Source organism: Streptomyces sp. NPDC048590 (assembly GCF_043199535.1).
Classification (GTDB): Bacteria; Actinomycetota; Actinomycetes; order Streptomycetales; family Streptomycetaceae; genus Streptomyces.
On sequence record NZ_JBICWC010000001.1, the window covers coordinates 745,101 to 763,419 of the forward strand.

At 71.6% G+C, this 18,319-nt stretch carries 21 protein-coding genes and 1 pseudogene; 8 read left to right on the forward strand and 14 right to left on the reverse strand.

From position 1 onward, the window contains the following. Positions 1-89 precede the first annotated feature (89 nt). A complete protein-coding gene (locus ACGFNN_RS03140; RefSeq protein ID WP_393552285.1) occupies positions 90-923 on the forward strand; it encodes an endonuclease/exonuclease/phosphatase family protein in 834 nt (277 codons plus the stop codon). Between the two features lie 57 nt (positions 924-980). Here ACGFNN_RS03140 and ACGFNN_RS03145 read toward each other — a convergent pair whose 3' ends face one another. Continuing rightward, positions 981-1,391, reverse strand: coding sequence for a hypothetical protein (locus ACGFNN_RS03145; RefSeq protein WP_393552288.1), 411 nt, complete (start codon positions 1,389-1,391; stop codon positions 981-983). Positions 1,392-1,400: 9 nt separating this feature from the next. Next, positions 1,401-1,820: a hypothetical protein gene (locus ACGFNN_RS03150; protein WP_393552291.1), complete on the reverse strand. Its 420-nt coding sequence runs from the start codon at positions 1,818-1,820 to the stop codon at positions 1,401-1,403. A gap of 60 nt (positions 1,821-1,880) precedes the next feature. Here ACGFNN_RS03150 and ACGFNN_RS03155 point away from each other — a divergent pair, with 60 nt between their 5' ends. Beyond that, on the forward strand, positions 1,881-2,318 hold the full coding sequence (locus ACGFNN_RS03155; RefSeq protein ID WP_393552294.1) for a hypothetical protein: 438 nt from the start codon (positions 1,881-1,883) through the stop codon (positions 2,316-2,318). 96 nt (positions 2,319-2,414) lie between these two features. Here the strand turns inward: ACGFNN_RS03155 and ACGFNN_RS03160 are convergent, their stop codons facing one another. Next, on the reverse strand, positions 2,415-2,885 hold the full coding sequence (locus ACGFNN_RS03160) for a hypothetical protein (protein WP_393552297.1): 471 nt from the start codon (positions 2,883-2,885) through the stop codon (positions 2,415-2,417). Between the two features lie 76 nt (positions 2,886-2,961). On the opposite strand from ACGFNN_RS03160, the gene ACGFNN_RS03165 reads away from it, so the two are divergent. Then, positions 2,962-3,480, forward strand: coding sequence for a GNAT family N-acetyltransferase (locus ACGFNN_RS03165; RefSeq protein ID WP_393552300.1), 519 nt, complete (start codon positions 2,962-2,964; stop codon positions 3,478-3,480). A 32-nt stretch (positions 3,481-3,512) separates the two neighbouring features. Here ACGFNN_RS03165 and ACGFNN_RS03170 read toward each other — a convergent pair whose 3' ends face one another. From ACGFNN_RS03170 to ACGFNN_RS03180, 3 genes are all read right to left on the reverse strand, one after another. Beyond that, positions 3,513-4,037, reverse strand: a complete 525-nt coding sequence (locus ACGFNN_RS03170) for a hypothetical protein (protein ID WP_393552303.1) — start codon at positions 4,035-4,037, stop codon at positions 3,513-3,515. A gap of 77 nt (positions 4,038-4,114) precedes the next feature. Beyond that, entirely contained in the window at positions 4,115-4,381 is a 267-nt protein-coding gene (locus ACGFNN_RS03175) for a DUF397 domain-containing protein (RefSeq protein WP_393552306.1), read from the reverse strand. Beyond that, the gene (locus tag ACGFNN_RS03180; RefSeq protein WP_393552308.1) at positions 4,365-5,189 is read right to left on the reverse strand and encodes a helix-turn-helix domain-containing protein; all 825 of its coding nucleotides are present in this window, start codon (positions 5,187-5,189) and stop codon (positions 4,365-4,367) included. Before ACGFNN_RS03180 ends, ACGFNN_RS03175 begins: the two co-directional genes overlap by 17 nt. A gap of 82 nt (positions 5,190-5,271) precedes the next feature. On the opposite strand from ACGFNN_RS03180, the pseudogene ACGFNN_RS03185 reads away from it, so the two are divergent. Then, positions 5,272-5,679 (forward strand): annotated as a pseudogene (locus ACGFNN_RS03185) (ATP-binding protein); the annotation flags it as partial. Between the two features lie 2 nt (positions 5,680-5,681). Here ACGFNN_RS03185 and ACGFNN_RS03190 read toward each other — a convergent pair. Then, positions 5,682-6,500, reverse strand: a complete 819-nt coding sequence (locus ACGFNN_RS03190) for a serine hydrolase domain-containing protein (protein WP_393552311.1) — start codon at positions 6,498-6,500, stop codon at positions 5,682-5,684. 140 nt (positions 6,501-6,640) lie between these two features. On the opposite strand from ACGFNN_RS03190, the gene ACGFNN_RS03195 reads away from it, so the two are divergent. Both ACGFNN_RS03195 and ACGFNN_RS03200 read left to right on the forward strand, forming a co-directional pair. Continuing rightward, a complete protein-coding gene (locus tag ACGFNN_RS03195; protein ID WP_393552314.1) occupies positions 6,641-7,105 on the forward strand; it encodes a MerR family transcriptional regulator in 465 nt (154 codons plus the stop codon). 4 nt (positions 7,106-7,109) lie between these two features. Beyond that, positions 7,110-8,126, forward strand: coding sequence for an aldo/keto reductase (locus tag ACGFNN_RS03200; protein ID WP_393552317.1), 1,017 nt, complete (start codon positions 7,110-7,112; stop codon positions 8,124-8,126). A gap of 10 nt (positions 8,127-8,136) precedes the next feature. On the opposite strand, the gene ACGFNN_RS03205 is transcribed toward ACGFNN_RS03200, so the two are convergent. From ACGFNN_RS03205 to ACGFNN_RS03235, 7 genes are all read right to left on the reverse strand, one after another. Next, on the reverse strand, positions 8,137-9,345 hold the full coding sequence (locus ACGFNN_RS03205) for an acyltransferase (RefSeq protein WP_393552320.1): 1,209 nt from the start codon (positions 9,343-9,345) through the stop codon (positions 8,137-8,139). Next, on the reverse strand, positions 9,342-10,385 hold the full coding sequence (locus ACGFNN_RS03210; protein WP_393552323.1) for an alpha/beta hydrolase: 1,044 nt from the start codon (positions 10,383-10,385) through the stop codon (positions 9,342-9,344). The genes ACGFNN_RS03205 and ACGFNN_RS03210 overlap by 4 nt, the downstream gene beginning before the upstream one ends. Before the next feature lie 258 nt (positions 10,386-10,643). Beyond that, the gene (locus ACGFNN_RS03215; protein ID WP_393552326.1) at positions 10,644-11,324 is read right to left on the reverse strand and encodes a response regulator; all 681 of its coding nucleotides are present in this window, start codon (positions 11,322-11,324) and stop codon (positions 10,644-10,646) included. Beyond that, positions 11,321-12,670, reverse strand: coding sequence for a sensor histidine kinase (locus ACGFNN_RS03220; RefSeq protein ID WP_393552329.1), 1,350 nt, complete (start codon positions 12,668-12,670; stop codon positions 11,321-11,323). Before ACGFNN_RS03220 ends, ACGFNN_RS03215 begins: the two co-directional genes overlap by 4 nt. A 93-nt stretch (positions 12,671-12,763) precedes the next feature. Beyond that, complete coding sequence (locus ACGFNN_RS03225; protein WP_393552332.1) at positions 12,764-13,660, reverse strand: DUF4429 domain-containing protein; 897 nt, start codon at positions 13,658-13,660, stop codon at positions 12,764-12,766. Between the two features lie 96 nt (positions 13,661-13,756). Continuing rightward, positions 13,757-14,968 (reverse strand): alpha/beta hydrolase, encoded by a 1,212-nt coding sequence (locus tag ACGFNN_RS03230; protein WP_393552335.1) that lies wholly within the window; start codon positions 14,966-14,968, stop codon positions 13,757-13,759. A gap of 236 nt (positions 14,969-15,204) precedes the next feature. Further along, entirely contained in the window at positions 15,205-15,873 is a 669-nt protein-coding gene (locus tag ACGFNN_RS03235; protein WP_393552338.1) for a TetR family transcriptional regulator, read from the reverse strand. 238 nt (positions 15,874-16,111) lie between these two features. Here ACGFNN_RS03235 and ACGFNN_RS03240 point away from each other — a divergent pair, with 238 nt between their 5' ends. After that, positions 16,112-17,599, forward strand: a complete 1,488-nt coding sequence (locus ACGFNN_RS03240; protein WP_393552905.1) for an MFS transporter — start codon at positions 16,112-16,114, stop codon at positions 17,597-17,599. A 220-nt stretch (positions 17,600-17,819) separates the two neighbouring features. After that, positions 17,820-18,248, forward strand: a complete 429-nt coding sequence (locus ACGFNN_RS03245) for a peptidase inhibitor family I36 protein (RefSeq protein WP_393552340.1) — start codon at positions 17,820-17,822, stop codon at positions 18,246-18,248. Positions 18,249-18,319: the final 71 nt, after the last annotated feature.

Below are 18,319 nucleotides of genomic sequence, written 5' to 3' on the forward strand. Positions count from 1 at the left end.
GGAGGGGGGATCTTCATCTCGCGGCCACGAGGACGCCGACGGGCCCGGCCATGATCGGGCCGTCCGAGACCCCGTGCCAGGAGGCCCTCATGTTCCGCCGCACCCTGTCCGTCATTGCCACCGCCGTCACGCTCGCCGCCGCCGGATCCACTGCGCAGGCCTCGGCCGCCTCCCGTCCCGGGCCTCGCGTCCTGGACGTGATGTCCTTCAACATCCACCACGCCCAGGGCACCGACGACGTGCTCGACCTGGACCGGATCGCCCGTGTGGTCAAGCAGAACGGCGCGGACGTGGTGGGCCTCCAGGAGGTCGACAACCACTACTCGGCGCGCAGCGAGTGGGCCGACCAGGCCGCCGAGCTCGCCGAACGGCTGGACTACCACGTGGTGTTCGGCGCCAACATCGACAACGCCCCGCCGGCCGGAAGCGACCACCGGGTGCAGTACGGCACCGCGATCCTGTCCCGATACCCGATCACCGCCTCGGAGAACACCTGGCTGTTCAGGTCGCCCGACCAGGAGCAGCGCGGCCTGCTGCACGCCACGATCGACGTCCACGGCAGGAAGGTGGAGTTCTACAACACCCACCTGGCCGCCAGTTCGCAGACCGACCGCCTCAAGCAGTCCGCACAGGTCGTGGACCTGATCGGCGCGAACAAGCCCGGAATCCTGGTCGGCGACTTCAACGCCCTGCCGGACGCCCCGGAGTCGTTGCCGCTCCAGCAGGCCTACACCGACGCCTGGACCAGGTCCCTGCACCCCAAGGGCGACGGCGGCACGTACCCGGTCGAGGCGCCGACCAAGCGGATCGACGTCATCTACACCACCAGGGACGTCAAGCCGCTGATCACCCGCGTCGTGAGCGGCGAGCCGGCCGCCTCCGACCACCTGCCGGTGCTCGGCAAGGTCCTCGTCACCCGCTGAGCGCACCGGTGGCCCGATCTGCCGGGCACTGGTCGGCCACGGCCCGGCGCCCGCGCCTCAGGGTGAACGCACCCAGGGGGCGAAGCGCTGCCCGGGGGCAGCGTCCTCGCGCCAGTACCTCAGGACCGTCTCCCGGAGGATCTCGACCCGCTCGGCGGCGATGAGGCACGGGACCGGCTCCCGTCCGCCGGCGTCCGCCTCGAAGGCGACCAGGACGGGTGGTTCCTCGCCGAGGTGACTCGTGACCTCGGCGGTCTCGGCGGGGGAGGGGGCGCGGAACACCGGATTCAGGAAGCTCGACGGGCAGCTGACGAGGAGAGGGTCACCGAAGACAAGCTCCAGTCCGTGGGCGTAGGTCAGGTCGTGGGAGGCTGCGAGGCGCAGCTCCCCCGCGTTCCAGGTGACCACGTCCCAGTCCCACCAGGAGCCCTCGGGCAGCCGGATCGGGTGTTTTCCCGTACTGCTCATGCCGGAGCGTCAGTTGCCGCTCGTGGCCCGGCGTTCCGCCGCGTCCGCGAGTCCGTCCAGCTCACGCATGGCCTGGCCGTGGCCGCTCATCCGGCGTGAGACGGTGCCGATGGTGAACAGGGCGACCCCGGCCACGGACACGGGGATCGAGAGGCCGAGCACGGCCATCGCCTCCGGCCAGTCACGTTCGTCGGCGCAGTAACCACCGTGGCCACGGCCCTCGTTGGCGGTGCCGCGATCGGTGAGCAGCCGCGACTCGCACTCGGCCGGGTACTGGTCGTCGGGTTTGCGGTCCACCTCGTACGGCAGCAGGATCAGCACGGTGCACCAGGCCCACAGCAGGGTGGCCAGAGCGAGCAGGGCCAGGCCCCAGTTACGTGTCTTCCCGGCGCGGTGACGGAAGTCGAGGTCGAACTCACGGGATCGCATGGCGAATGAATCTATCGGAGTCCGGTGCGGACGGCTCTCGAGAATAGCTACGCTCCGGCCATGACGGCGCAGTGGTACGTCCTTATCGAGGAGGACACTCGTGAGTCCCGGAGTGCCGACGGCAATGATCTGAAGCTGCACCGCTGGACCCTGGTGGCCGGCCATCACATCGGTGGCGCGGAGGCGGACGCGCTCGCGGTGGCCGAGGACGCGGCCCTGCACTACGTGCCGGCGGTCCTCGCCCGCCATTCCCGCCCCGGTGACGCCCCGGCCCGCAGCGTGTTCCTCACCCCCGACGGCTCCTGGCTGGTCTGGCTCAAGCAGCAACACCGCGACTGCCACATCCGCGTGACCGTGGCGCGTCTCGTCCACCGGCAGGAGGAGGTGCAGGCGCCGCCGAGGAGCCTCAAGCAGAAGCTCCGCCACGCTCTGGACGGGCCGGACACTCCGCCCGAACCCTGGGCGCCCGCGCGGGAGAAGCCCTCGGCGGAGGCGTAGGGACCATCGGGGCGGCGGCGCGCACGGCCACCGCGCGGACGAGTGTCACTGCCCCGCAACCTGCGGCACGGTGCCACTTGTGGGAGTGCTCCGGGCTCAGCCGATCTGGTAGAACTCCACGTTCCCGTACTGGTAGGTGTTGGCGATTCCGCTGGTGGCTCCCACCACCAGCTCGACCGAACCGTTCTCGTGGCGCTCGGAGCGGACGTCGATGTTCACCGGCGTGTCCGTGCACCAGTAACTCTTGTACTTCCAGGTGCCGTTCCAGTTGCGGTAGCCCAGTGTCACGGACTGCCCCGTGATGGTGCCGTGGTGGCAGTAGGCGTCGAGGACGCCCTTGACCGTGTAGTTGCGCGGGCCGTCACTGCTGACCGTCCCGTTGAAGCGGACGTCGTACTGGGTGACCCCCCACCCGTCCGTCTTCTGGTAGTTGACGTGGGCGTCGAGGGTTGCTGCGTCTGCCGAGGAGGCGGGCAGGAGCGCGGCGCTCAACGCGGCGAGAGCGGTGGCGCACGCACGGGCCATGCGGCCCGTCGGCCGGGGACCGGCCGAGGTGTTCGTCGTCATGCCCTGGAAACGATCTTCGGCATGGGGCAGTCTTCGTCCGTTGGAGTGACTTCACGTTCTGTGACGAGGAGAGTTCATGACGGGTTACAGGACGATGCCGTTCCACCTGGAGACCGAGCGGCTCACCTTGCGCCCGTGGGCCGAGTCGGACGCTGTCGAGGTGAACGCGCTGATGGCCGAACGCGAGGACGGGAAGGCCAGGACGGTCGGGCACACCCGTGCGTCGATCGTCGAGATGATCGCCGCCATGGAGTCCACGGGTATCGCCCTGCTCCCGATCCAGCGCCGTGAGGAGGGCGACTTGATCGGGTACTGCGGGCTGATCATCGGTCGGTCCACCCTGGACGAGCCCGAGATCGCGTACGAGCTGTTCCGGCGTGCGCACGGGCAGGGTTACGCCACCGAGGCCGCCCGCGCGGTGCTCGACGCGGCGGCCGCCACGGGCCGGTCGAGGCTCTGGTCGACGGTGAGGGACTGGAACGCGCCGTCGTTCCGCGTGCTGGAGAAGCTGGGCTTCCAGCGGGACCACGTCGTGGCGGAGGAGGACGCCGAGGAGAAGGGCGAACTGGTCTGGCTCACGCGGTCACTTCCGTGAGCGGGTGAGTGGGCCGGCTGCCAAGGTGCGGATCAGCCTGCCGTCTGCCGGAGCCAGGTGTCCAGGGCGTCGAAGTCGGCGTCCGTGAGGCCCCGCCATGCCTCGACGTGGTGCAGCAGGGCAAGGCCCGGCGGGTGGTGCGCCGCCACCCAGGCGCGGTCGGTGTCCGTGATCTCGTCGTCGACCCAGGCGAAGGGCCGTCCGGCCGCCCATCCGACCAGCCCGGGCGTCTTCCAGTGCAGCCCCGGCGGCTCCTCGGGAGCGGGGTCGGGCCAGTCGACCAGGGGCAGTTCGGGCAGGCCGAGCCAGGGGGAGACGCAGTCGTTGGCATCGGACATCCAGGTGGTCGCCCACACGAGCTCGCACGGGAGAGTCAGCAGCCGGGGGCCGTAGGACGGGTCGATCCGGGTGACCAGCGGATTCGACTCCGCGCCGCCCGACGCGTGTGCCGCCTCGTAGACCGGATAGCCGTCCGGGCGCTGTTGCGGGCTCGCACCGAAGGGGAGGAGCGGCCCGTCGACATCGAGGAACAGGAGGGACGGCGGTGTCACGGTCACCTCTGCACGCTATCGGCCCCGTGCCCGGCCCGCGCGCAGGGCGGGGCCGGGCCACAGGCGTCCTGTGGGGTCGCGGCTCAGCGCAGCCCGTCGACGAAGGCCTGCCAGGCACCGGCGCTCACGACGACCACGGGCCCGGACGGGTTCTTGCTGTCCCGGACCGGGACGGATGCCGCGCAGCCGTCGGCCACCTCGACGCATTCGCCGCCGGTGCTGCCGCTGTAGGAGGACTTACGCCAGGTGGCGCCGCCGGTGACGGTGCACTCGACGCAGTCGCCGCCGTTGGTTCCGCTGTACGACGACTTACGCCACGCCGCGCCGACCAGGTCAGGGCTGGCATCCATACCGTTCCTCCATCACGCGAGCGATCAGTTCCGCCGAGGCCTCCGGGGAGAGGGCGGTGGCTTGCAATCGAGCGTAGCCGACCGAACGTTCCTTGATCACCTGCGGATTGGCGGTCATATGCCCCTGGCCGTAGCTCTCCACGTAGAAGAGGTCGGGGTCGTCGTCGAACCTGAGTAGGTTGAACGAACCCATCATTCCGGCGTGTTGGCCGGTGGAGAACGGAAGCACCTGGATCTGTACCCATGGCTTGTCGCGGCAATCCAACAAGCGCGTCAGTTGGCCCCGCATCACTTCACGCCCGCCCACTTCCTGGAGCAACGCCGCCTCGCTCAGGACGACCCACAGCACGGGCGGGTGATCACTGTGCAGGATCCGCTGGCGCTCCAGTCGGGCCGCGACGAACTCGTCCGTCCTGCCGGGATGATCGACGGAGAGCAGGGCCCGCGCGTACTCCTCCGTCTGCAGCAGTCCGTACACCAACTGCGCCTGGTACGTGGAGATGTACGTGGCCCGCGCCTCCATCTCCGCGTACGGCTGGAACCAGGTGGGCAGTTGGCTGCGCAGGACCAGGCCGACGAGGCGGGAGAAGACGCCGTCCGTGCCGAGGGCAGCGTCCAGGCGTTCGGAGAAGTCGCGGGTGGGGACCTTCTTCGTGGTCTCGATCTGGCCGATCAGCGAACCCGTGCAGAAGATGATCTCGCCCAACTGCCCCTGTCTCAGGCCGTGGGCCTCGCGCTGGCGGCGCAGCTCCCAGCCGTAGTAGTCCAGAGGGGACGCGCTGGGATCGAGGGACTGCACGTTGGCCACGGCGGGACCTCCGGCTCCAACGCCTCGCGGCGTTCGTTTCAGGTCGTAGCCGAGCGTAGCCGGGTCGCTGCACTCTGGTGCCATGGATCACGACATCGACACCCGGTCCGGTGACGCGGAGGCCGTCTACCGCGCCGACCTGGCGGTCGGGGAGCACTCCGCCCGCCACCTGCGCCGCATCCTGCGGCTCTACCTGAAGGGCTGGGGGATGCAGGAGCTGGCCGACGCGGCGGAGCTCGCTCTCGGGGAGCTGATCGCGAACGTCGTACGACACGTGCCCGGCGGTCGCTGCCAGACCCTGATCTACCGGCTGCCCGAGGACCGGGTACGGGTGGAGGTGACCGATGCCTGTCCCCGCCTGCCCGAACCGGGCGCCGGGGACGTCCTCGGCGAGGGCGGGCGGGGGCTGCTGCTGGTGGACGCCGTCACCGACGGCTGGGGCGTCGAGGCGCGCGGTGACGGGCGCGGGAAGACGGTGTGGTTCGAATGCGCTCAGCGGGAACGGAGCTCCGCCAGCACCGCGTCGGTGAACGGGGTCCACGCCTCGGACGCCCAGGGCCCGAAGTTCCGGTCGGTGAGGGCGACGCAGGCCGCGCCGGCCGCCGGATCGATCCACAGGAAGGTGCCGGACTGGCCGAAGTGGCCGAAGGTCGCGGGCGAGGAGGAATCCCCGGTCCAGTGCGGGGACTTGGAGTCGCGGATCTCGAAGCCGAGCCCCCAGTCGTTGGGGTTCTGATGCCCGTAGCCGGGAAGCACGCCCTTGAGGCCGGGGTGGACCACGCTCTGCGCCTCCAGGACCGTGCGCGGGTCGAGCAGACGCGGGGCCTGGACCTCGGCCGCGAAGCGCACCAGGTCGTCGACGGTCGAGACGCCGTCCTTGGCCGGTGAGCCCTCCAGGGTCGTCGACGTCATCCCCAGGGGCTCCAGGACGGCCTGGCGGGCGTACTCCGCGAAGGGGATGTCGGTGGCCTTGGCGATGTGGTCGCCGAGGACCTCGAAACCGGCGTTGGAGTACAGCCGGCGGTTGCCGGGAGGTGCCGTGACCCGGTGCTCGTCGAAGGCGAGACCGCTGGTGTGCGCCAGCAGGTGGCGGACCGTGGAACCCTCGGGGCCCGCCGGTTCGTCGAGCTCGACGGCGCCCTCCTCGTAGGCCACCAGCGCCGCGTAGGCCGCCAGCGGCTTGGTCACCGAGGCCAGCGGGAAGCGGTGCGCGGTAGGGCCATGAGACCCCAGGAGCGTGCCGTCCGAGGTGACGACGGCGGCTGCCGCGGTGGGGACGGGCCAGTTCTCGATCATCGCCAGGCTCTGCATGCGTACGAGCCTAACGGGGCACTCGCACGAGCAGATCCGAGGGCTGTGGGCGCACGGGCGCCCGCCCGGCGGCCGAAAACCGAGATCGCCTCCCGTATTCGCTTGCTTGGAGCGCACTCCAAGGTTCTAGCGTTGGAGTCATGACGGTGATGGAGAGCACGGAGAGCGTTACCGCACGGACGGACGCCTGCGCATCGGCTCCGAAGGCGCATCCGCGCCCGGAGGGGCAGGACCGCTACACCATCAGCGAGGTCGTCGCCTACACCGGGCTCACCGCCCACACGCTGCGCTGGTACGAGCGGATCGGGCTGCTGTCCCACGTCGACCGCTCCCACACCGGGCAGCGCCGGTTCACCAACCGCGACCTGGACTGGCTGGCCTTCGTGGGGAAGCTGAGGCTGACCGGGATGCCGGTCGCCGACATGGTCCGGTACGCCGAACTGGTCCGCGAGGGCGAGCACACCTTCGCCGAGCGGCAGGAACTGCTGGAGGCGACCCGGCGCGATGTGAAGGAGCGGATCGCGGAGCTCCAGGGCACTCTCGCCGTACTGGACTTCAAGATCGACTTTTACCACGGCGCCCGCGCGGCGTCGGAAAGGTTCTGACGACATGAGCGACACCACGAGGATCGCGGCAGTACAGCTCGGCACCGGGGGCCCGCAGGTCGGTGTGCAGGGGCTCGGCTGCATGGGGATGAGCGAGTTCTACGGGGAGACGGACGAGGCGGCCGCCCGGGACACCCTGGAGGCGGCACTGGAAGCGGGCGTCACCCTCTTCGACACCGCGGACATATACGGGCGGGGCGCCAACGAGACCTTCCTCGCGCCGTTCGTCGGCGCGCACCGCGACGAGATCACGCTGGCCACGAAGTTCGCGATAGAGCGGACCGACGACCCGCACTACCGGGGTGTGCGCAACGACGCCGCGTACATCCGCGAGGCGGTCGAGGCGAGCCTGCGCCGGCTGAACACCGATGTCATCGACCTGTACTACATGCACCGCCGTGACCCGCTCGTGCCGTTCGCCGAGTCGGTGGGCGCGATGGCGGAGCTCGTGCAGCAGGGCAAGGTGAAGCAGCTCGGCCTGAGCGAGGTGACCGGCGACGAGCTCCGTGAGGCGCACGCCGTGCACCCCGTCGCGGCCCTCCAGTCCGAGTGGTCCCTCTTCAGCCGGGACGTGGAGCGCAGCGCCGTGCCCGCGGCCGTGGAGCTCGGGGTGACCCTGGTGCCGTACTCCCCGCTGGGCCGCGGATTCCTCACCGGCGCGTTCACCGACGCGGGCAAGGACCTGGGGGCGGACGACTTCCGCAAGCACCAGCCGCGCTTCACCGGGGAGAACGCGAAGACCAACGCGGCGCTGCTGGAGCCCGTGCACAAGATCGCGGCGGCCCACGGGGCGACGGCCGCGCAGGTCGCCCTCGCCTGGGTGCAGCAGCGTGCCGAGGTGCACGGCCTGACCGTGGTGCCGATCCCCGGCACCCGTAAGCGGAGCCGGCTGCTGGAGAACGTCGGCGCGACCCGGCTCACGCTCTCCGAGCAGGAGCTTGGGCAGCTGGAGCCGATCGCGGCGCAGGTGGCGGGCGACCGCTACCCGGACATGAGCAACACGGCGACCGCCCGCGAGTAGCGCCCACACCTCACGCCAGCCGCAGTGCGAAGACCGCGAAGCCCGCCGCGAGCAGCCCCGCCGCTGCCCGGCGGGCGTTCCCGGTACGGCCGCCCGCCTCCCAGGGGGCCTCGAAACGGCGGGCGTGACGCGCGATCAGGACCAACAGCGCGGCGAACAGGGGCATCCAGGCGATCCGGGCCAGGATCCAGCCGACGGAGTCCGGGTCCGTCGTCAGTCCGGGCACCGCACCCGCGAACGACGCCGGGACTGCCGCGGTGAGCATCGCCGTCTGGTGCCAGCAGAGGATGGTCATCGCCGACAGGTTGATCACCACGACGGGTGCCCACAGCGCGGGCCGGCGCAGGGCCCGGCCGATCCGGCCGTGCAGCAGGACCGCCGCCCCGCTCTGTGCCGAGGCCAGGGCGAGGACCAGGAGCGACGGCGGGTGCGAGTTGGTCCGCGCCTCGCCCGGTACGCCGACCATGGACGCCGGGTAGTGGAAGACCAGCAGGAGTACGGCGAACAGGGCCGTGCCGCCCACGAGCAGGAGCCCCGCCCCGCGCCGGGAGAGACGTCCCAGCCCCCAGGAGACGCCGAGCTGATACGCGAAGAGCCACCCGGGCAGGATGTTCAGCACGCTCAGCCAGGACGGCACGGCGTCCGCGTACGGGCCGTAGCGCAGGACGTCGACCAGGGCGACCGAGCCGAGCAGCGGGGCGGCCGCCCAGCCGCCGAGCCGTCCGGCGACGCGCACGCACCAGGGAGTGAGAGCGGTGACCACCGCGTAGACGCCGACGAACCACAGTGGCTGGATCACCAGCTTCGCCCCCGTACGCAGGGTGGCCTCGGGGACCCCGGCGGCGTACAGCACCGGGATCATCAGCGCCCACACGGCGGTCACCCCGAGCACCGGCCTGCCCAGGCGCACCATCCGTCCGCGCAGCCAGGCCCTCGTGGTGGAGGGCCTGCGGCGGTAGGAGAGGACGGACGCGTAGCCTCCGACCAGGAAGAACACCCCCAGCATCTGGAGCACCCAGCTCACCGGTGAGAACACGGCGAACGCGGAGAGCGGGCTCGCGTTGTGGAGGGCGCCCTCCTCGTCCAGGGTGAATCCGCCGAGGAGCCAGTGCCCGGTGGGCACGGCCAGCAGGGCGAGGGCCCGCAGCCCGTCGACCGCGCGGTCGCGGTGGGCCGGGGTGTCCGCCTCGATCCGGGAGACCAGCCGCCGCACGCTCATCGGGTGACCCCCTCGGCGATGGCCGCGAACGCCCGGAGCGAGTCGGTGCCCGGGGCGAAGTACCCGGTGTGGCCCTCGGCGTCCTCGGCAGGCACCCGGCGCGCGCCGAACCCCTCGTCCGCCGGGTCGGGACCGTGCCCCAGCCCCGCAACCCGGACATGCGGGACGTCGTCGATCCAGTCGGTGTCGTCCTTCGCCGCCCAGACCCGCGCCCTCGTGTGCAGACCGGCGACGTCGTCGGCCCGCATCCCGGGGGAGCCGAGCACCACCAGGTCCGTGGCGCCGAGCCCCCGGGCCGCGATACCGCAGACCACCGAGCCGTAGCTGTGGCAGAACACGACCGGTGCGGGCAGCCCGTCGGCGGCGAGCCCGGCGGTCAGGCGCGTCAGCCGGACCGCCCCGGCCTCCGCCAGGCCTCCGGTCGCCGCGTCCAGCCCGAGACCGACCGGAGTGGTGTAACCGGCCCAGGCGATCACCGCGCTGCCCGCACCCGTCTCGCCGTACAGCGACCTCGCCATGCCGGCCGGGGTGCCGAACACGTCACTGCGCCGGTCGAAGGTCCCGGCGTCGATGTCCGACCCCGGTACGACGACGGACACATGGCGCGCGGTGCGCAGATCTCCGAACACCTCGGCGACCTGTCCGCGCCCTCTCGGGTCGAACGCCAGGATCTGCCGTCCCCGTTCGGCGAGCGAGGCGTACCGGGGGTCGTGAGAGGCTTGCAGAGAAAGGGAGTTGGCCCGGTAGCGCAGCTCCAGCGGAGCTCCGTCGAGGTTGCCGACCACCAACGGGTGGCGTTCCACGAGCTCCTGGCGCTCCGGCTCGGTCAACTCTCCGAAGAAACGGCTGACCTGTGCCGGGGTGGCATCGCGTGGGTCGGGGAGTGTCCTGCCCAGCGCGGTGTCGGCGCGCCATGCGGCGGTGCCGGGCGGCGGCCCCGTCACCGCTCGTTGGGTGCTGCCCGAGGCCCACCCCGCCGTACCCGCGACCACCGTCGCGGCCAGCGCGACGGCCGTCAGAGTCCTCGTGAACCGGCCCATGGTGTGTCCTCCCCGCACGGCGTGCGCACACCGGTCGGTGTGCTCGGGAGGAAGCTACGAGCGCGGTGGGTGACCGGGCGTCACACCGTGGAGCCAACCTCACGGTCGTACCGGGGTAGGGGAGGAACGAGGGGGAGGCGGTAGGCGCGGTACGGGGGAAACCCCCACCCCGCCCCGGTGCGGCGGTACGGCGGAAGCCCCATACCGCCCTGGTGGGCGCAGTACGGAGGGAAGCCCCACCCCGCCCCGGTGCGGCCGTCAGACGCCGCCCGGAGCCACCAGCCCCGACTCGTAGGCGAAGATCACCGCCTGTGCCCGGTCCCGGAGGCCGAGCTTGGCCAGCACCTTGCCGATGTGCGTCTTCACCGTCTGCTCCGCCACCACCAGCTCTGCCGCGATCTCCTGGTTCGACAGCCCTCGGGCGATCAGTTCCAGGACCTCGGTCTCACGCGGTGTCAGCCCCTTCAGGCGCAGCGCCGCACCGCCGGCCGGTGCCACCGGCCGCTGCCGGGCGAAGTCGGCGATCAGCCGCCGCGTCACCGACGGTGCGAGCAGCGCGTCCCCGGCCGCCACGACCCGCACCGCCGAGATCAGGTCCGCGGGCGGGGCGTCCTTCAGCAGGAACCCGGAGGCCCCGGCGCGCAGCGCCTCGTACACGTAGTCGTCGACGTCGAAGGTGGTGAGCATCAGGACCTTGGGCCGGTGGGACACCCCCACCGGCGGGCTCAACAGCTCGCGGGCCGCCGCCAGTCCGTCCATCTCCGGCATCCGGACATCCATCAGGACCACATCGGGACGAGCCGTCCGGCTGACGGCGATCCCCTGGCGTCCGTCGGGCGCCTCACCCACCACGTCGATGTCGCTCTGCGCGGCCAGCAGGGCGGCGAACCCGGCCCGCACCATGGCCTGGTCGTCGACGATGAGCACGCGGATGGTCACTGGTCCTCCGGGGTCAGGGGTGCCGACGGCCGCCGAGCGGGCGGCAGCGGGAGCCGCGCGGCCACCCGGAAGCCTCCGTCCGGCAACGGTCCGGTGTCGAGGGTGCCGCCGGTCAACCGTACGCGCTCCCGCATACCGACCAGCCCGTGTCCCGTCCCCGTCACCTCCAGCGGTGAAGCCGCTTTCGGGGGAGGGCCGTTGACGACCAGAACCGTGAGATGACCGTCCGACGCGGTGACCGACACCCGGGTCCGCGCCCCCGGCGCGTGCCGGACTGCGTTGGCCAGGGCCTCCTGCACGATGCGGTACGCGGACAGATCCACCGCCTGCGGTACGTCGCCCCGCTCCACCGCGTCCCGTACCTCCGTCGCCAGCGACAGCTCCGCCGGGAGCCCGGCCCGCACAGTCGCCTCGACCAGCTGCTGCAACCGGCCGAGCCCGGGCTGCGGGGCGAGCTCACCCTGGCCGCCGTCGCTGCGCAGCACAGACAGCAGACGGCGCATCTCGGAGAGCGACTCCCGGGCACTGCCCGCGATGGACGAGAACTCCGCCCTCGCCTCGTCGGACAGACCGCCGATCCGGTACGGAGCCGAATCGGCCTGCACGGTGATCACCGACATGTGGTGCGCGACCACGTCGTGGAGCTCCCGGGCGATCCGGGTGCGCTCCTCCAGCAGCGTCCGCCGCGCCCGCTCGGCCTCGCTGATCGTCTCCTGCTCCACCAGGCGCCGCTGGGCCTCGCTCCGCTCCCGGACAGCGCCGCCGATCACCAGGACCACGGCGGACAGGACCCACAGCAGGAGCGCGCCGCCGTCGCTGCGCCCGGGAGCGACGAGGTGCAGGACCAGCCCGGCCGCGCCCGTCGCCAGCCACACGCCGGTCAGCACCCGGCGGTTCTCCCGCAGCGCGAGGGCGAGCAGCACGAAGAGGTAGCCGACGACGACCGGCGGGGTCCACGGCCAGATGGTGCCCTCCCGCTCGGGCAGCCCCAGCAGGACGAGGGCTCCCGCGACGTCCGCGGCGAACACGATCCACCAGGCGTGCAGCGGCCGGTGGGCCAGCATCAGCATCGGCGCGGCCTGCCCGACCGCCAGTGCTCCGGCGATCCCCCCGGGAACCCCGTAGTCGTTGGCCAGCACCTGGATGGTGACGGGGACGAACACGGACGTGAGGGCGAGCACCACGGGATAGGGCAGCAGGCGCAGCCAGCGTCTCGGCGAACCGGCGAAGAGCGAGGTCAGGGGCTGGGGCGCTCGGAGCAGCCCGCGGGCGAACCCGCCGGGGCCGCGGCGCGCGGCGCCGGGAGAACCGCCGGTGTGCGGGGCCCCGGGAGGAGAGGTCTGCATGGTCGGGCCAGCGTAGGCGCGCGACACCCGGTGAGGCGTCATACCGGAGGACGGGACGCCGCGCCCTGGCCCCTACCCGGGTACGGGACCGCCCTACAGCTCGGCGAGCAGCTCCGCCTTCTTCGCGCTGTACTCGGCATCCGTCACCAGGCCGGCCTGGTGCAGATCGCCGAGGTGGCGTATCCGCTCGGCGATGTCCGCGGGATCACGCCGCGCGCCCACGGGGACCGGCGCGGTCGCGACGGGAACCGACTGGGTACGCCGCACCGACTCCAGGACCGCGGCCGCGAACGGCAGGGACTCGTGCACCGGGCCGTAGCCCAGCCCGAACACTACGGACGCCGGGTCCTGGTCGGGCTGTGCGCGGCCCGCGGCCACCGGGGCCGGGCCCTCCTCGGCGTCCGGTCCGACACCGCGCGGTACCAGCCGGAGGTACCCCTCGAAGGCCTCGGGTGACCGCCACTCGACTCCGCCCAGATCCGCGACGGGAAAGGCCTGGTCACCCGCCTTCCACTTGGCGCTCGACGCCCCCGTCCAGAACCAGCGGAAGGAGACCTGGGTGCCGTCGAAGCCCGCCCGGCCGTCGTACGCCTTGAAGTTCATCGGCGCCTGGGGAGCGGCCACGAGGAAGCGCTCGGCGGGCAGGCCCGCCTCGTCGTTGAGCGTGGCGCGCAGTTCGTCGGCGTAGTACTCGGCGAGCGTCTCGCTCTCGGCCGGCAGCACCAGCCGATAGGGGTCGCACCCCTCCTTGAGCTGCCCCGCAGCCGCTTCCAGCAGTGGATCGGCACCGGGTCTCGGCACCGCGTGCAGCACCACGGTGCCCCGCTTGCCAGGGGTCAGCGTCACCGACGACAGCGCCGCGTACGGAATGCGGCGCTCACGGAGACTCTGGAAGAGCCTCGGTGTGCGAATGCCCCGTTCGAAGCGGATGAGCACGGAGTCGGTGTCGAACTCCCAGGTGGCATGAATTCCGGCCAGCACATCACCCATGTGCCTCATCGTATGTGGCACAGGCCCGCACGTCCCCCTTCGGTACAGGCGGAATCGACCAGGACGGACAGGCCGTTTCGCCGCTCTCTACGCGCGTCAGACCTCTTCTCCGCCGGAAATCTCCCGGTGGCACGAGCCGTCGGCACGTGCGCAGCTGACCGAGTCGTACGCGCCCACGCCGATCGCGGCGAAGTTGCTGAGACTCTCCGTGCCCGGCTCGAAATAGCCACTGTGTCCCACCGCGCCGTTCGCGGAGACGATCCGCGCGCCGAACGCGGGATCGACCGGGTCCGCGCCGTGGCCGAGGCCGCCGACCGCCATGTTCGGCACGTCCGCGATCCAGTCGTCGCTGTCCCTCATGGCCCAGACCCGGGCACGGGTGTGCAGGGCGTCCGCGTTGTCGGCCCGCATCCCCGGACTCCCGGCGACCGCGATGTCCGACACCCTGTCCGGCAGGCCACGGGCGGCCACACCGCACAGCACGGAGCCGTAGCTGTGGCAGAAGAGCGAGACGTCGGACCTGCCCGGCAGGGCTTCCAGCAGGTGGTTCAGCCGTACCGCGCCCTGCTCGGCGAGCCCGCCCAGCACCGCGTCCATGCCGATACCGGCGGGCGCGGTGTAATCGGCCCACGCGATGACCGCCGTACGCGAACCGGGCCGCGCCGAGCGCTCGGCTCCGTAGAGCGACCGCGCCATCCCGACGGGCGCGGCGTTCTCCTTCACCCCGCTGCGTTCCAGCGTCAGCAGGTTCGTGTCGACCCCCGGCACGACGACCGAGACCCGGTCCGCCCGGTCGAGGTCACCGAAGACCTCCGCCGCCCGGCCGCGGCCCGACGGGTCGAAGGAGAGGATCTGCCGGTCACCCTTCAGCAGCGAGCCGAAGCGGTGCAGCCGCGACGCGGCCTCACGCCGGCCGTCCGGGGACAGCCGTGTGTCCAGGGTCCGCTGCTCCTCCACCGTCTTCGCCTGGGCCAGCGCGTGCCGGTTGGCCCGGTAGCGCAGCGTGACCGGGGCGCCGTTCAGATTCCCCACCACCAGCGGGTACTTGTCGGCCAGAGCCACCTGCTGCCCCGCCGTGAGCGTCGCGAAGAAGTGCGCGAGCCGGTAGGCCGGGGCGCCCACGTCCGGAAGGGAGTGGCCGCCTATCCGGTCCTTGGCCCAGGCGGTGAGGGCGGCCTCGCGCGGCGAGGAGGAGTGCTGTTGACGCACGGCGGTCCACCCGGTGGTCGCCAGCATCACGAACACCACCGCGACGGCGAGCAGCGCGCGCCATACGGTGAGCGTGGGGGAGGAGTCGAAGGAAGTCACTGCGCCCCACCCTAGGAGACGCTCACGGGGCCTCGGTGCAGGGGTGACACGGATCACCCGGACGCGGGGAATTGACGGCCCGTCTCTCACGCTCCGTGCGCACCGGCTCCACCCTCAGGCGCGCCAGGAGGGCGCCGGAACCGTGAACCAGGCCTCGCGACGGAGGTGTTGTGAGATCCGCCATGCCGCCGCGAAGAGGGATGCGGCACACCTGTGCGATCCGCGTAAGGACGTGCCTACGCCGAGCGCCAGCAACCGGAGAGCGCAGGTCGGAGCTGGTCCAGATGCAGCTCGGTCAACTCACGGAGCTCCCCCGCCCCGGCGCCCTCCCGCCGCCCCCAGAGCCCGGTGACCAGACGCATCACCCCGGAGAACGCGGCGACGGCCACCCGTGGACGCGGGTCCGTCTCAGGGTCGAGGCCCTCACGCTCCGCGATCAGACGGGCGGCCTGCTGCTCCAGGCCGAGGGTGCGCCGCACATGGGCCGCGTGCAGGGCGGGTGTCGACTCGATCATCCGGTGGGCGCAGGTACGGAGTTCGGCCGTGATGTCACCACCGTCCGTCCCGTCGACCGCGGCCCAGACGGCCAGGGTCGCCCCGCGCATCGCGTCGAACGGCGACTCCCCGGCCGGACGCCGGCGCAGTTCCGCGAGGAAGAGCGCGTCGACGGCGTCCTGGGTGGCGAAGGCGACCTCCTCCTTGCCGGCGAAGTACCGGAAGAAGGTGCGCTGCGAGACGTCGGCCGCGTCGACGATCTCGTCGACCGTCGTCCGGTCGTACCCCTGCGTGACGAAGAGGCGGAGGGCGGCCCGCTCCAATGCCTCGCGGGTACGCCGTTTCTTGCGTTCGCGCAGCCCGGCCGGAGCCCCGGACCGGGAGGCCCCGCACGTCTGCCCGCGTGTCACGAACCGGACCTCATTCCGCCGCTTCGGCCTCACCGGCCTGCCTGTGAGCTACGGGACAGTTACTGTCTCGTGAATTGGTTTGTCAACTGTCAGTGACTGCCATAATGTCCGGCGCATGACTAGTCAGACCACTGTCGAGAAGGCGCCGCGGGAGCCTGAAGACACCCTTGTTCCCGCACCGGCGAAAGGACTGCGCGGCCACCCCTGGCTGACGCTCTTCGCCGTCGCCATCGGCGTGATGATGGTGGCGCTCGACGGCACGATCGTCGCGATCGCCAACCCGGCCATCCAGCAGGACCTCGGCGCCTCGCTCGCCGACGTCCAGTGGATCACCAACGGCTACATGCTCGCCCTCGCGGTCTCCCTGATCACCGCGGGCAAGCTCGGCGACCGCTTCGGTCACCGGCAGACCTTCCTGATAGGCATCGCCGGATTCGCCGCCGCCTCGGCGGCCATCGGGCTCTCCGACAGCGTCACCCTCGTGATCCTGTTCCGGGTGCTCCAGGGCCTCTTCGGCGCCCTGCTGATGCCGGCGGCGCTCGGCCTGTTGCGCGCCACCTTCCCCGCCGAGAAGCTGAACATGGCGATCGGCATCTGGGGCATGGTCATCGGCGCCTCCACCGCGGGCGGTCCGATCCTCGGCGGCGTGCTCGTGGAGCACGTCAGCTGGCAGTCCGTCTTCTTCATCAACGTGCCGGTCGGCGTGATCGCCCTCCTGTTCGGCCTCGTGATCCTCAGGGACCACCGCGCCGAGAACGCGCCGAGGTCCTTCGACATCGGCGGCATCGTGCTGCTGTCGCAGGCGATGTTCTGTCTGATCTGGTCGCTGATCAAGGGCTCGGAGTGGGGCTGGGGCGACGCGAAGACGCTCGGCTTCCTCGGAGCGGCGGTCGTCCTGTTCGTCGTGTTCGCGCTCTCCCAGAAGAACGTCCGCGAGCCGCTCATCCCGCTGGCCATGTTCCGCTCCGTGCCGCTCTCGGCCGGTGTGGTCCTCATGGTGCTCATGGCGTTCGCCTTCATGGGCGGTCTGTTCTTCGTCACCTTCTACCTCCAGAACGTCCACGGCATGAGCCCGGTCGACAGCGGACTGCACCTGCTCCCGCTGACCGGGATGATGATCGTCGGCTCGCCGCTGGCCGGAGCGGCGATCACCAGGTTCGGACCGCGTGTCCCGCTGGTCGGCGGCATGGTGTCCGTGGCGATCGCCATGTTCGGCATGTCGCAGCTGACGATCGGCACTGGCACGCTGACCATGTCGCTCTGGTTCGCGCTTCTCGGATTCGGCCTCGCGCCGGTCATGGTCGGCGCGACCGAGGTCATCGTCGGCAACGCCCCGCTGGAGCTCTCCGGGGTCGCCGGCGGACTCCAGCAGGCCGCCATGCAGGTCGGAGGCAGCCTCGGTACGGCAGTCCTGGGCGCCGTCATGGCCTCCCAGGTCGACGCGAACCTCGGCGACAACTGGAAGGCCGCGGAGCTCCCGCCGGTCGGCCAGACGCAGCTGGACCAGGCGTCCGCCGCCATCGAGGTCGGCATGCCGCCCGTCGCCCCCGGCACCCCGCCGGAGATCGCGGCGAAGATCACGGACGTCGCACATGACACGTTCGTGTCGGGCATGAGCTCCGCGTTCATGGTCGCCGGGATCGTCGCCGTGGTCGCCGCCCTCGTCGCCACGCTCACCAAGCGCGGCACGAACGCCGAGGCCGGCATGGGCGCCGGCCACATCTGACCCCTGCCCCGCCCCCCGGCCGGAACGACTTCCGGCGACGTCGGGGGACGCCGGGGGACGTCAACACAGCGCATCCGACAGCCCCGCCGGTACGACTCCGGCGGGGCTGTCGCCTATCAGGGTGGTCCGTCGGCCCGGCCCTTCCCGAGCGGCGCCCGTGCGGGTCAGAGTGCGCTCATGCGGGCCACCCGGCCCGCTCGACCACGGGGGTTGATCCACCATGCGCACGACCGTTCTCGCCGCCACCCTGGCGGCCACCGCACTCGTCCCGGCCACCGCGCTCCAGTCCGGTGCCGCGCCCTCGGCACATCCCGGGCCCGCCGGGCAGGAGCACTCCCGCACCGCCCCGAAGGCGGCGCCCGCCGGCCTCGCGCCCTGCGGTGCCGGACAGCTCTGCCTCTGGGCCAAGCCCGACTTCAAGGGCAAGGCGCAGAGCCACGAACTGTCCACCGTCGGCATCGAGAGCTGCGTCCCGCTGCCGGGCGGCAGCTCCGCACAGGCCCTGGTGAACCGCACCGGGCGGCCCGTCACCACCTACCAGTCGGCCGAGTGCGCCGAGACCGGCGAGTTCGAGACCTACCCGGGCGGTGGCACCTGGGTGCCCCGGTCGCCGTACACGGTCCGGGCCTTCAAGATCTGGGAGAACTGAGCCGCGAACCGTTTCCCGTGCGAGGCGTGGACGCCCCGCACGGGAAAAGGAGGGGCGGCGGACCCGAAGGC